We start from the raw sequence: 13,494 nt of genomic DNA on the forward strand, positions 1-13,494 counted from the left end.
AGAACGACGAACCTGGAGATTTTGATGAACAAGCCGATCCCTCCCAAGCAGTACTTTGGACCGTTTGTGCCCGAGCACGATTTGGGTATCGACCGCATGCATTATATCGCGCTGAAGAGCCCCGACCCGAAGGCGGCGGCCGAATTTGCGGCGGAGAACATGGGCTTTTTTCTGGTCCATGTGGACGAGGCCGGCCGACATTACCTCAGTGGGCACGGGCACGACAATTATTCGCTGGTCTATGTGCCGGGTGATGAAGCGGGGCTGGAGCACCTTTCCTTCGTTTTGTTTTCTTCCTCCGATCTCGAACGCGCAGCGACGCTGCTCGAGCGGCAGAGCGTGGCGGTGACGCGGATAGAAAACAGCGATTGGTGGAAGCGCGGCCCTGCGGTTCATTTTGAGCTTCCGTCAGGGCAGAGGATGGAGCTGACGCTGGGGGTCAATACGCCTGCGCCCATGGCCTCTATCGTGGCCCCGCCTGCCGATGCGCCCGCGCCGATTTGTGCTGACCACGCGATCTTGCGGGTGACCGACCTGGAGCCAAACTACGAGTTTGTTTCCCGCGCCATGGGTCTGCGGGAATCCGCCCGGATTACCAATGACGCGGGTGCGCCGATCCTTGGCTTCTTCCGCAGCCACACGCTGTTTCACTGCTTCGGCTTTGCCCGTTCAAGCTATCAGGGCATCCACCACATTCAGTTCACGCTGAAGAACCCGCTCGCGCTCTATGCCGCCTATGAGGCGATGAAGGAGAAGGGCGAGGTTGAGCTGCTCTGGGGGCCGCTGCGGCACGGCGCAGGGCACAACATGGCCTTTTACTTCCACGACAAGGACCGTCACCTGATCGAATATTCGGTCGAAGAAGAGATCGTGCTGAATGACGAAGCCTATGTGCCCCGCGTCTGGTCGGCAGAGGACCGGCGCGGCTCCGATGAGTGGGAAGGCACCAAGCCACCGTGGTTCGGCACCACCCACGTGGATCCGGTGATCAAATGATAGGCGGGAGCGAGAGCGGGCAGGCAGGCTGGAAGCTCGTCACCTATCGGGCGAAAGCCGGCCCAAAGGCCGGCGTGCTGGTTGAGGATGTTGTTTATGAGGCGTCCGCTTTGGGTCTTCCGGCCACGGTGCTTGACCTGCTCAATGATTGGGAGGCCTCGCAGCATCGGATCGGTGAAGCGTTGCAGAGTGTGACGCCAGATGCCGGAACACCCTTGGCCGCTGTCGAGCTTCTGGCGCCGGTGCTCTACCCCGGCACCATCTTCCTCGCCGGGATCAACTACCACGATCACCGACAGGAGATGGCTGAACGCCGCAAGGCGCTTGGCGAAAGTGGCGAGGTCGACGAGATCGAGGCGCCTTGGCACACGGTCGTGGCCTCGCGTCCTTGCATCGTGGGCACGGGCGCGCAGGTTGCCATGCCCGGCGAGAACGTGAACCTCGATTGGGAAGCAGAGCTGGCGGTGATCATCGGCAAGGGGGCCAGCAAGGTCACCGAGGCCACGGCCATGGCACATGTGGCCGGTTATACCATCGCCAACGACCTGTCGGCCCGCGCTCTCTCGCGACGCAAGGATGTTCGCCCATCCAGCACCTTCCGGATCGACTGGATGCGCCACAAGTCATTTGATGGTGCGTGCCCGCTCGGCCCGGCGATCACGCCCGCCGCACAGGTGGCCGACCCGCATCAATTGGGTATCCGCCTTTGGGTAGGCGATGCCCTGATGCAGGATTCGAACACCAACCAGATGATCTTCGGCATCGCAGCGCAGATCGCGCGCATATCGGAAACCACCACCCTCTACCCCGGCGACGTCATCCTGACGGGCTGTCCGGCCGGAACCGGCTCCAGCCATGGCCGATACCTTGAGCGCGGCGACACCGTCACCGTCGAGATCGACGGGCTGGGGCAACTGAAAACGCATATCATTTGAAGGCCTGCGCCATCGCGCGGCAAGGAGGAGGCCCAATGGGCAACATCAGGCTAACCTACGCAGGCTCGCTCTATGACCGGGTGCTCCCGCTATACACAGGCGAGGTGCAACCCGAGGGGATCGACCTCGATTTCATCCGTATCGAGCAGCCCCGGCCGATCTTCGATCGCATGTCGGGCGGCGAGGAATTCGACATCGCCGAATACTCCACATCGGAGTTCGTGCAGCGCTATGCCGCCGGGCAGTGCAACTTCGTGGCCATTCCGGTCTTTCCTTCGCGCTGCTTCCGTCACAGCTTCATCGCGATCAACAAGGCCTCCGGCATTACCTCGCCCAAGGATCTCGAGAACCGCCGGATCGGCGTTGCGCTCTACACGATGACGGCTGCGGTCTACATTCGGGGGATGCTGCAAGACGATTACGGCGTCGATCTCAGCGGCTGCACTTGGGTTCAAGGCGCGATCAATACCTCGGGCGCGCATGGGGCACCGACGGTTTTGCCGTTGCTCAAGCCCGTGAACCTTGAGCAAGGGCCTGCCGACAAGTCGCTCGACGACCTCATCCAATCCGGCGCGGTCGATGCGACGATGGGCACCTCGGTGCCCGCCTCTTACCGCAGCAACCCGAACATCGCCCGCCTGTTTCCCGACTTCGTGGAGCAGGAGCGGGATTGGTATGCGCGCACGAACATCTACCCGATCATGCACCTCGTCGCGATCAAGAAGAGCGTTCACGAGAAGTATCCGTTCGTTGCGAGCAGCCTCTTCAAGGCGTTCCAGCGTTCGAAGGAGATCGCGCTTGAGCGCATGTTCAACCTGCGGGCGCTTCGCTACATGCTCCCGTGGATGACGCGGGACGTTGACGAGGTGTTCGAATACTTCGACGGCGACCCTTGGCCCTACGGAATTGAGCCCAACCGCCCGACACTGGAGGCGATGGTGCGCTACATGCAAGAGCAGCATCTCACCGACTGGCAACCCTCCCTCGAAGAGCTTTTCGTGCCGACCTACGGCCTCGAATGAGTGCGCATGAACGGGACTGACTCAAGGAAGCGAGAGATATGAGCAAGAAGCTGAACGTGGCAATCATCGGTGGTGGCATCGGCGGCCTCGCGGCGGCAAACGCGCTGATCCATCAGGGCATTGACGTAACAGTCTACGAGCGCGCGCCTGAACTGGGCGAGGTCGGAGCGGGGGTTTACATCACCCCCAACAGCCTGCGGCATCTCTACCGGATCGGGCTGGAAGACGCATTGCGCGCGGTCGGTGCCGCAGTTGACGAAGATTCCGAATATTACCGGATGGACGGCAGTTTTGTGGCCCCCATGCAGACCACGGCCTCTGATGGGCTGGAATCTCTCGGCATGCATCGTGCCGACCTGCTGGGCACCCTTGCTGATGCCCTGCCAGAGGGTGCTGTTGTTACTGGCCGGGAGTGCACCGGCGTGACGCAGGACGAGGCCGGGGTGGAGCTGCATTTCGCCGGTGGCGAGATAGCCCGCGCCGATCTTGCGGTTGGCGCCGATGGCATTCAGTCGCGCCTCCGCGAGCAGATTGCCGGTGCCTCTCACCCGATCCATTCAGGCTCGCTCGCCTTTCGCGGGTTGATCGACGCCGAGGCGCTGCCCGGCTGGCCCATGCGCGCCTTTCAGATATGGATGGGCGACGGCGGCAAGCATTTTATGACCTATCCGGTGCGCGCAAATCGGATGATGAACTATGTGGCCTTCATCCCATCCTCCGAGGAGACCTTGGAATCTTGGTCGAGCGAGGGAGACGTTGAGGTGCTGCGCGCTGCCTTCGCGGGGTGGGACAAGCGCGTCACCGGCCTGCTTGATCGGATCGACCGCTGCTATTGGTGGGGGCTTTACGACCGCGAGCCCCTGAGCAGTTGGACCGACGGGCGCGTGACGCTTTTGGGCGACGCGGCCCACCCGATGCTGCCGCACCTTGGGCAGGGGGCCAATCAGGCCGTTGAGGATGGTGTTGCCCTTGCGGCGATGCTGGCCCGCAAGCCGGGCCCCGAAGGGCTGGCCGCCTACGAGGCCTTGCGGCGCGAGCGGACCAGCACGGTGCAGGCGGGCGCGCGCAAGAATGGCAAGCGCTATGACGGTGCCTATCCCGACCAAGCGCAGCGCGACAAGGAAATCGCAGCCTCCGCCGCGTTCCGCAGAGAGCTCTATGATTTTGACGTGGCGCGAGAGGCCGAGAAGGTGCTGGCATGACCATTGCACGCAAAGAGCAAGACCAATGAAGATTTGGGCGCTCATCTCCAAGCCGCTGATAGAGCGCGAAGCCTACCTGCATCGGCTGCCCGAGCACCTCGCACGCCAGGCTGAACTGGAGGCTAAGGGCGTGCTGCTCGCGGCTGGCCCGCTGTTGGATGCAGAGGGCAACAAGACAGGCGCAGGGCTGATGCTGCTGCGTGCCGAAACTGCTGAGGCCGCACATGACATTGCTGCGGAGGATCCGCTTCACAAGGACGGTTTCCGCAGCTTCGAGCTATCGGAGTGGACCCTCAAGGAGGGCACGCTGCTCGACGCATTCGGCTGCGAACCCCGCGGCCAATAGGCTCGGGCAGGCATCTGACAGTTCGGATGGATGATGGGCCTGACTGGCCTCATTGACTAAGCCCGCAGGTGTCGTCCTGTGGTGTGAGCCTGCCCGTACCGGGGCGCTCACTGCATCATTCAAATGCCCAAGCCGAAAGCCATCTGATGTGCAGGACTTGGTCATAGATGATGTAGAGCAGCAACCCCGAGATACCGGCGTAGCCAAGGGCGACAACGAGCCGATAGCGCGCCCATGTTAGCAGATAGAGCGCGGTGAAGCCGAGCAGGGCGGCAGGTTGCCCGAGCAGAACTGCCGTGGCGATCATGCACGCGAGCAGGGCGAGAAACAGCAGCGAGCGGCGGTCGGGCCAGTGCAGCGGGCCGCGCCCGGGCCGCGTCAGCGCACGGCCATCTGTCATCAAGGCCAGCACCGCAAAGACGACCCCAAGGGGCGCGATGGCCAGCGGAAACAGCCGCGCCGAGCGGGGCCAGTCGAAAGCTGGCACGATTGCTGCGGCAAAGGCGCAGAGGCAGATGAGCCCGAGTGCGATCGAGAGTGTGTGGCCTGTCTGGCTGTCGGGCAGGTCATCTGCGCGGGCGGCAGAGGTGCGCCGCGCTTTCACCATGGTGCGCACTGAGAGCAAAACGGCCAGCACGAGCAGCGCCAACAGGATCATCGTCAGCGGGCGGGTGGCGAGATCTGCAAGGCTGAAGGTTTGCGAAGAGAGCACGAAGGCGTTTTCCATCACCGGGCCAAGCACGAACCCGAGCACGAGCGCCGGGCGGGGCCAGCCGCCGCGCTTCATCATGTAGCCGATGGTGCCGAGCGCCAGAACGGTGACCCAGCTGGCGATGTCGGGCGTGTCGAGCCATGCGCTCATGAAGACGAACATCAGCACCAGCGGCACGATCAGGTGCCCGTCGACAAAGGCCAGCCGCGCCACCTGTCGGCTGAGCAGCATCAGCAGCCCGGCGCCGACGATATTGGCGAAGATCAGCATCCAGACGAGCGAGAAGGTCACATCGAGCTGGTCGCCCAGCATGGCGCGGCCCGGGGCGAGGCCGAGAATGGTGAAGGCGCCCAACAGGATCGCCATCGAGGCGCTGCCGGGGATGCCGAGGCCCACGGTGGGGATGAGCGCGCCGCCGAGCACGGCATTGTTGGCCGACTCCGGCGCGATCACGCCGCGCACCTGCCCACGCCCGAAAGGCGGGTCAACCTCGCCGCCGTCCTTGCCCCGGCTGCTTTGCACAGCGTGGCCGTAGGCGACCCAATCGGCGATCATACCGCCGAGGCCGGGAAGCATGCCGATGTAGATGCCGATCCATGAGCAGCGGATCACCAGCCACCAGTTTTGCAGCGCATCGCGGATGCCGGTCGAGAGGGTGACGGTATCATCGCGCTCCACCCGCGAGATCGAAGTGTTGCGCACCGCGAGATCGAGCATCTCGGGCAGGGCGAAGAGGCCCAGCACCAGCGGGATCAGCGGCAGCCCGTCGATGAGATACATGATCTCGAACCAGTAGCGCGGCTCCTCGCTGGCCACTGGAAAGCCGATTTGGCTCAGCATCAGCCCTGCGGCTGCGGCGGCGAGACCCTTGCCGATGGAGGCACCCGAGATGGTGGCCACCATCGTCAGCCCGAGCGCGCCGAGCATGAAAAACTCCGGCGTGCCGAAGGAGAGGATAAGCGGGCGGATCACTGGCAGGGAGGCGGCCATTGCCAAGCCGCCCATCACGCCGCCGATGGCCGAGGCGGTAAAGGCCGCGCCAAAGGCGCGCGCCGCCTCGCCACGCTGGGCCATTGGGTAGCCATCCATCACCGTGGCCTGCGAGGCGGCGGTGCCGGGGATGCCCAGCATGACCGAGGCGATGGTATCGGAGGTGGCGGTGACGGCAAACACGCCGAGGATCAGCGCCAGCGCAGGCACCGTATCCATGCCGAAGGTGAAGGGCAGGATGATGACGACACCGGTGATGCCGCCAAGGCCGGGCACTGCGCCAAGCCAGATGCCAGCGGCCACACCGATCATCAGGTAGAGCGGCGAAGGCCAGGTGAAAACCAGCTGGAGGCCGGCCAGGAATGCGTCGAACATGAGTGCCCCGTCTGGTCTGGCGCGGCAGCGATCCTGCCGCCGCGCCTGTTGGCCGAAGGTCCGAGCTTATTCGGAGCCGGAGGCGATGTAACCCTTGACCGTTTCGGAAATCGCCGGGTCCACGTTGTTGAGCCCTTCGATCAGCTCTTCCATCGCCTCGTGCGAGGTGTAGGTGGGCACGATGCCGGTAGTGGCCGCAACCTCTTCGAGGAAGGCGGGATCCTGCATGGTTTCAGCGAAGGAGCTGCGCAGCAGGGCCAGTTGGTCCTCATCCACGCCCGCGGGCACGCCGATGAACCATGTCACGCCTGCCATGCCCTCATTGAGCCATTGCAGCGTGTCCCAGAGCGGGCCGGAGGGGGCTTGGCCGGTCATGTCCTGCGCCACCGAGGCGAAGCTGGGCATATCGCCAAAGGCATCGCCCGTCTCCGCGCCTTCAAGCTCGTAGTACCAAAGCGGCAGGCCGATGCCTTCACCCACGACGTTGTCTTCAATCCCGCCGAAGTAGTTGCCAGCCGGTGTGACGTGAAAGTTCACCTCATCGCGTTGAAGCGCGGCCACGATCTTGGAGCCACCGCCGAAGCCGGTGGTGTAATCATGCGGGATGCCGAGGATATCGAGCGAGATCCGTGCCGTCAGGTCGAGGTAGGAGCCGGGGCGGTAGCCGCCGATGCGGATGCCTTCGAGCCCCTTCAGGTCTTCCACCGAGGAGACGCCGCCGCCCACATCGTTGCGCATGTAGGCCATTGAAGGCACGCCCATGCCTGCGATCACGTCGAACTTGCTCCAATCCACCCGCTGCGCTGCCGGGCCGATGGCGCGTGTCGGCCCCGACCATGCGACCCAGGCCGCCGTGGTGCCGTCGGGCCGGGCGTTCTGCGCCTCGATGATCCCTTTCATCTGCGCGCCGCCCGTGACGGGCGTTACGACGAAATCGGGGTTGCCGGTAAGTTTCTCTTTCCAGTGGTTGGCGAAAAGCTGGGCCATCACGCCCGTCGATCCGCCTGCGCCGAGGTTGATGATGACCGTGACGGTCTCGCCCTCGTAGCTCGCTTCTGCTGCTGCGGGTGTGGTCAGCGCCAGCCCCGCTGCAAGGCCGCCTGCTGCGGCCAGTGCCTTCATGAACATTTCTATCTCCTCCCTTGGTGTGAAACCCGTCGCATCCTCCGGCAACGGGGTCTTAGCGTGTCATCTGGCGGCTCAAGCTCTCCTGCGGCAAGTAGCAGCCCGCGCCGCGTAGGCTTTGCACCAGTGTCTCGGTGTTCAGGTCGCAGGCGGGCTGGCCGGTGTCGATCGACTGTTTTGCCGCCGTCGCCGCCGCCTGACCCATCATGTAGGCCGCCGATTGCGCCCGGATCGAGCCATGCACCGCGTTGCCGCTGGAGTGGCAGCGGCCCGCGACCCAGAGGTTTTCCCAGCCCTTGGGCACGAGGATCGAATAGGGGATGCCTACCGAGGCGCCCCGGTCGAGCTTGCCCACGCCCTCGAAGTCGCGCTTGAACCGCTCGAACTCCTCCGGCGAGCTGTTGGTCGGGTGGTTGTCGGGCGGGCGGTTGTAGACGCAGACCTGATCGGGAAACTGACGCCTTGCCTGGTAATCTTCGATGGTGAGGGTGAATTCGCCCACGATCCGGCGAGTGTCGCGCACGCCCATATTGGGGGAGGTGGCCACGAGCTCGATGTCTTCGCAGCCGGGCACGTATTTGCGGTAGAATTCCACGAACTCCCGCGCCACCTCGCGCCCGCGCACCATACCCTTGGACAGGCTCTCGGCGTCCAGCCCGTCCATGCCATAGACATGGCCTGCGTTGATGTTGGCGATCCGGTTGCCGAGCTTGTTCATGCCGGGGATGAAGCGGAAGGGCTCGGAAAAGTGCCCCTCTTCCACCGCCTGCGGCAGCAGCTCCTTGCGGGTGCGCATCTTGACCTCGTCGATCCCCTCGTAGGTGCCGCCATACGCCGGATCGTCCCAGTTCATGTTGCCGACGAGGGAGCAAATGGTGCCGGGGGCAAGGTCTGTCCAGTCGACGCCCGCCACCTTGCATTCGGCACCCGCAAGGGCCGAAAGCGTGGCGTCGCCGGTGCAGTCGATGAAGGTTTTGGCCTTGATGAAGGTATAGCCCTCGACGTTGCTGATGACCGCGCCGGTGATGCGGCCGCCGTCGGTTTCGGCGTCGATCACCTTGGTGAAATAGCGCACGTCCACCCCGGCCTCGGCGGCCTTTTCGTCGAGCAGTTGCTTGAGGCCCTCGGGATGGAAGGGAATCCAGCGGTTGTAGTGCTTGGCCCAGAAGTCAGGGGTGACGCCGGGGCCGAGAAAGCCGCGCTGGTGCATGTTTTCCACCATCTCGCGGCAGAAGCCGCCGACAAGCGGGCGCTCGCCGTCGCCCATCGGGCCGAAGGTGGTGACATAGGCCGAGGTGCCCATGCCGCCCATGCAGCCATTGGCCTCGGCAAGCAGCACCTTGAGGCCGAGCCGCGCGGCGGTGATGGCGGCTGATGCCCCGGCGGGTCCGCCACCGGCTACGAAAACATCGTAGCTGTCATCGACGCGGATATCGCGGACGAGGCGATAGGTTTCTGCGCTCATGCTGCACCTCTTTCGGCCATGGCTTCGGGCGCTCCGGCGAGCACGTCCATTGCCGCCAGAACGCCGCCCTTGCGGTGCGGTATACCCACGAGGCCTAGGCTCATTTCCACCCCGGAGATGGCGGACATGAGCGACAAGTCGTTGAGATCGCCCAGATGGCCGATGCGGAAGACCTTGTCAGCCAACCGGCCAAGGCCGTTGCCGAGCGACAGGTCAAAGCGCTCCAACGCGGTGGCGCGCAGGGCATCGGCAGAGTGGCCCTCGGGCACGCGCAGGGTCGTGAGCACATCAGAGGCCTGAGCCGGGTCTGCGCATTGCAACTCCAGCCCCCATGCGGCGGCGGCGGCGCGGGTGGCGGCGGCGTGGTGGGCATGGCGGGCAAAGATTGCGTCGAGCCCTTCTTCTTCCATCATCTTCAGCGCTTCGATCACGCCGTAGAGGGTGTTTGTTGCGGGCGTATAGGGAAAGAAACCCTTTTCGTTGAGCGCGATCATTGGCTGCCAGGCCCAGTAGGACTTGGGCAGCTTTGCCGTTTCGCTGGCCGCAAGAGCCTTCGGGCTGACGGCGTTGAACGAAAGGCCGGGCGGAAGCATCAGGCCCTTCTGGGAGCCTGCGATGGTGACGTCTACGCCCCAATCATCCGCACGGTAGGGCAGGGAGCCGAGTGAAGAGATCGTATCTACCATCAGCAGCGCCGGGTGGCCCGCCGCATCCATCGCGCGGCGAACGGCGGAAATATCGCTGGCGCAGCCGGTGGAGGTTTCATTGTGAACGACGCAGACGGCTTTGATCTTGTGGCCCGTGTCAGCCTGTAGCTGCGCGCCGATCGCCTCAACGTTTGCGCCATGGCGCCAATCGCCTGCAATCAGCTCTGCCTCCAGCCCGAGGCGCCCGGCGATATCGTGCCAGAGCGTTGCAAACTGGCCGGTCTCGCACATCAGCACCTTGTCACCGGGCGAGAGCGTGTTGACCATCGCGGCCTCCCAAGCGCCGCTGCCAGAGGCGGGGTAGGTGATGACCGGCCCGGCGCAGCCGAAGACCCAGCGCAGACGGCGCTGCATCTCGAACGTCAAATCCCTGAACGTTGGGCCGCGATGGTCGATCGTGGGGCGATCCATGGCGCGCAGCACCCGGTCGGGCAGGTTCGACGGACCCGGAATGAATAGATGATGGCGCCCTGACATGGCTGCTCCTCCCGTATCGACCGCAACACATGGTGCTGGCAGCCGTGCATTTCTCCTCAAGAATCGGAATAATGAATTTTGAATTCAAAATCAACATCTGTTATGAAAGGCATCGCGCCGCTATGATGCCAGCCGTGAGTTACCCGAGGTTTTGGACGCCCCGCCGATGAACCAAGTTGAACCGATCAGCCGCCAGCCCCTGCACGACGTGCTTGTCGACCGCCTGCGTGACCTTGTGACCGATGGCGACATGGTGCCGGGTGACAAGATCAACGAGAAGTGGCTCACCGAGGCCTTTGGCGTGTCGCGCACCCCGCTGAGGGAGGCGCTGAAGGTGCTGGCCTCGGAGGGGCTGGTGACGCTCACGCCAAACCGGGGCGCGCGGGTGGCCGAGTTGAACGAGAAGGACATCGAGGATGTGTTTCCCGTCCTCATGGCGCTTGAGGGGCTGGCGGGCCGGCTTGCCTGCTCCATGATGAGCGACGAGGACATCTCACATATCGCCGACTTGCAGGTGGCGCTTGAAGCGCAGTTCGAGCGGCAGGACCGCCCCGCGTACTTTCAGACCAATCAGGAAATTCACCGCGCCATTCTGGAGGGCAGCGGCAACGAGGTGCTGATGGCCTCCCACAGAGCGCTCGCGGGGCGTATCCGCCGCGCCCGCTTTCTTGCCAACCTGTCGCCGGATCGCTGGAAGCAGGCGGTAGAAGAACATGCCGAGATCCTCGCCGCCCTCCAAGCCCGCGATGGGGATCGCATGGCCTTGCTGCTTGAGAGCCACCTTGGCAACAAGCTCGCATCGGTGCGAAAGGCCATTGCCAGCGGCGACCTGCCCTTTGTTGGACGGAACTCAGGCTAGGCCAAAGCGCCGCCCAGCCGTCCCTATCCAACATCGCCAGTGCATGAACATGACCTGAGAAAGCCAAGCCGTTGCGCTTCGCCACCGCCTAGCGTCTCGGCGGAGCAAAGCAGGCTTACTTATCTTCGTCGAGCCAGCGCCGCAGTTTGGACTCGCCCAAAGACATGCCCTCGTAGTTCAGCAGCCCGCGGGAAAGGGCAATTGCCACGGCGCGTGCGCGGGAGTTGAAAATCGGCCCATCTTCGTCTTGGGGGAGTTGGTCGATACCGAGTTTTTCGTAAAGCTGTTTGAGCCGGCTTTGCACCGAGCGGGTCGAGATTCCGCGGCGGGTGGCAATGGCCTTGTCGGTCAGGCCGAGCGCGATGTCTGTCAGGACTTCAAACTCGGTGTTGGACAGACCCTGATGGACATCCATCGCCCTTTGCTGAACGCCCCGCACCTCCCTGTCGATGACGCATTGATCCTCGAGGAAGATGCTCATCATCGCCAGCGCCAGCCGTTGGGCCGAAGCGGTCTTCAGGAGATAGCCGTAAACCGCCTCTTTCGGCACGATGCGCGAAACGTTCCGCACGTAGGCCTCGTCGGAGTAATTCGACCAGAAGAGGATGCGCATATCGGGCCTCTTCTCCCAGATCCGGGAGGCGGCCGTGATTCCGCTGATAGTGGGCATTTGCAGGTCGATGACAACGCCGTCGAGCTCGTTGGCCTCGGCGAGGTCGATTGCTTCCTGCCCCCCGCTCGCCTCGAAGAGCTTGTCGCAGGAGGGCAGGGCTTCGCGGACAGTGCTCGCAAGAAAAGAGCGGTGAAAGGGGTCGTCTTCAGCGATGAGGATGTTCATTGGACGCGCTCGGCGCGCTGACTTGCGGGTGAACCGGCAGCGCTTTCAACCGGGCTGGCGGTGGCAACGGCGCTGGGCGGCTGGCCTGCATGCACGATGTCGCAGGGGATGCGCAGAACGGTGCTGCTGCCCGACCCGCTTGGATCCCGCTCAAATGCAACTTCGGCTCCGATGAGCGCCGCGCGCGTGCGGATGTTGTCCACGCCGCCGCCGGACTTGCGCCACCCTTCTGCAGGGACACGGCCATCATTGGTGACCGCGATCGTCACGCATTGCTCACCGGTGGAGAGCCGGACTTCGATGACACTGCATTCAGAGTGCTTGACCGCATTGGTCACCGCCTCCTGCACGATGCGGAACACGGCGAGCTGAAGGCGGTATTCAGACTTGTCGAGCAGGCCGCCGGTTTTGTCTGTAACCACGGTGGCCACGTCTCGATCCAGGCCCTGGGTCGCCCGTTCAAGCTGGGCCTCGATTGCCTGGGAGACGCCGAAGAGGTCGAGCACGCCCGGCTTGGCGTTTTCGATGATCCTGCGCAACTCGACGGTGCAGCGCGAAACCGCCTTGGCGATTTCCTGCAACTCGGTTCTGTCAGCGCCCGGTTCGGCGGCGAGCCGCGACACGCGCCGGTAGACGGTGGAGAGATCGGCGAGGGTTTGGTCGTGCAGTTCCATGCCAAGACGAAGGCGCTCGGTTTCCATCGCTTCCGTGAGCCGCTGCGCGCCGTGGCGGAGGCTATGCTCCCGCCCACGCGCCGCGCCTTCAGCCCGCGCCGAGGATTTGGCCTGATCCGACATGATGACGGCGTAGAAATAGGGCGCGATCAGGTCGGCCACGTTTTGCGCCTTGCGCACGTCATCCGGCCCGTAGGCGTCTCTGCGGGGAGAAGAGAAACTGAGCACGCCGATCACGTCGCCGTGGACGGTCAGCGGCACATGGATGCGGCTGCGCAGGTTGGCCTCGAAAATCGGCGCATCGTCTGCCCCGTCGAAGTGAAAGCGCGGATCCGCCCAGGCATCGCCCGTCACGAGGTTGCCAATTTCGCCGCTGAGCACTTGCCGCACTGGCGCGAGTTCGTTTGGTCGGCCCTCACCATCGCGGTTCCAAACCGTCTCGATGCCGGTTTCGAGCGCGAAGTGTTTTGAGCGGTCGCCCGGCAAAACAACCGCCACGTCGAGGTGGTGGTAATCCAGAAGCTTGGATTTGACGGCACCGGCGATGCCGTTGAGAACGTTCTGCAAATCCATCTCACCGGCCACGGCGCGAGATATGGCCAGGTAGTGATCAAGCTCCGTTTCCGCACCGTCCATCATCATGCGCCTCCTCCTCCGCGACGCGATGCTACGCGCTCCCCTGGCAGCCGCCAAGGTGCCGCGATGCGAGGGCACGCGTCATTGGCTGCGGATTCCCGCAAGGGCTCCTGCGTATTGCCGAAGGCGATTGCC

12 protein-coding genes are annotated in these 13,494 nt (G+C 63.9%); 6 read left to right on the top strand and 6 right to left on the bottom strand.

What is annotated here, in order from left to right; translation table 11 throughout:
• Positions 1-24 precede the first annotated feature (24 nt).
• The 5 genes from ACXAG6_RS06065 to ACXAG6_RS06085 are packed head-to-tail and all read left to right on the top strand — an operon-like array spanning position 25 to position 4,501.
• On the top strand, positions 25-996 hold the full coding sequence (locus ACXAG6_RS06065) for a VOC family protein (protein ID WP_475336032.1): 972 nt from the start codon (positions 25-27) through the stop codon (positions 994-996).
• Complete coding sequence (locus ACXAG6_RS06070) at positions 993-1,931, top strand: fumarylacetoacetate hydrolase family protein (RefSeq protein WP_475336034.1); 939 nt, start codon at positions 993-995, stop codon at positions 1,929-1,931. The genes ACXAG6_RS06065 and ACXAG6_RS06070 overlap by 4 nt, the downstream gene beginning before the upstream one ends.
• Before the next feature lie 35 nt (positions 1,932-1,966).
• Positions 1,967-2,953, top strand: coding sequence for a substrate-binding domain-containing protein (locus ACXAG6_RS06075; RefSeq protein ID WP_475336036.1), 987 nt, complete (start codon positions 1,967-1,969; stop codon positions 2,951-2,953).
• Between the two features lie 38 nt (positions 2,954-2,991).
• Positions 2,992-4,155: an FAD-dependent monooxygenase gene (locus ACXAG6_RS06080; protein WP_475336038.1), complete on the top strand. Its 1,164-nt coding sequence runs from the start codon at positions 2,992-2,994 to the stop codon at positions 4,153-4,155.
• 25 nt (positions 4,156-4,180) lie between these two features.
• Entirely contained in the window at positions 4,181-4,501 is a 321-nt protein-coding gene (locus ACXAG6_RS06085; RefSeq protein WP_475336041.1) for a YciI family protein, read from the top strand.
• A gap of 115 nt (positions 4,502-4,616) precedes the next feature.
• On the opposite strand, the gene ACXAG6_RS06090 is transcribed toward ACXAG6_RS06085, so the two are convergent.
• The 4 genes from ACXAG6_RS06090 to ACXAG6_RS06105 form a co-directional block, all read right to left on the bottom strand.
• Positions 4,617-6,578: a tripartite tricarboxylate transporter permease gene (locus ACXAG6_RS06090; RefSeq protein WP_475336044.1), complete on the bottom strand. Its 1,962-nt coding sequence runs from the start codon at positions 6,576-6,578 to the stop codon at positions 4,617-4,619.
• Between the two features lie 66 nt (positions 6,579-6,644).
• Positions 6,645-7,706: a hypothetical protein gene (locus ACXAG6_RS06095; protein WP_475336046.1), complete on the bottom strand. Its 1,062-nt coding sequence runs from the start codon at positions 7,704-7,706 to the stop codon at positions 6,645-6,647.
• 52 nt (positions 7,707-7,758) lie between these two features.
• Positions 7,759-9,168 (bottom strand): FAD-dependent oxidoreductase, encoded by a 1,410-nt coding sequence (locus ACXAG6_RS06100; RefSeq protein WP_475336049.1) that lies wholly within the window; start codon positions 9,166-9,168, stop codon positions 7,759-7,761.
• Positions 9,165-10,352 (bottom strand): pyridoxal-phosphate-dependent aminotransferase family protein, encoded by a 1,188-nt coding sequence (locus ACXAG6_RS06105; protein WP_475336051.1) that lies wholly within the window; start codon positions 10,350-10,352, stop codon positions 9,165-9,167. The genes ACXAG6_RS06100 and ACXAG6_RS06105 overlap by 4 nt, the downstream gene beginning before the upstream one ends.
• Before the next feature lie 166 nt (positions 10,353-10,518).
• Between ACXAG6_RS06105 and ACXAG6_RS06110 the strand changes: the two genes are divergently transcribed.
• Positions 10,519-11,211, top strand: coding sequence for a GntR family transcriptional regulator (locus ACXAG6_RS06110; protein WP_140013122.1), 693 nt, complete (start codon positions 10,519-10,521; stop codon positions 11,209-11,211).
• Between the two features lie 115 nt (positions 11,212-11,326).
• Here the strand turns inward: ACXAG6_RS06110 and ACXAG6_RS06115 are convergent, their stop codons facing one another.
• Complete coding sequence (locus ACXAG6_RS06115) at positions 11,327-12,049, bottom strand: response regulator (protein WP_475336053.1); 723 nt, start codon at positions 12,047-12,049, stop codon at positions 11,327-11,329.
• On the bottom strand, positions 12,046-13,365 hold the full coding sequence (locus ACXAG6_RS06120; RefSeq protein ID WP_475336056.1) for a GAF domain-containing sensor histidine kinase: 1,320 nt from the start codon (positions 13,363-13,365) through the stop codon (positions 12,046-12,048). The genes ACXAG6_RS06115 and ACXAG6_RS06120 overlap by 4 nt, the downstream gene beginning before the upstream one ends.
• Between the last annotated feature and the right edge of the window lie 129 nt (positions 13,366-13,494).

Source organism: Vannielia sp. ABF1_015 (assembly GCF_056160745.1).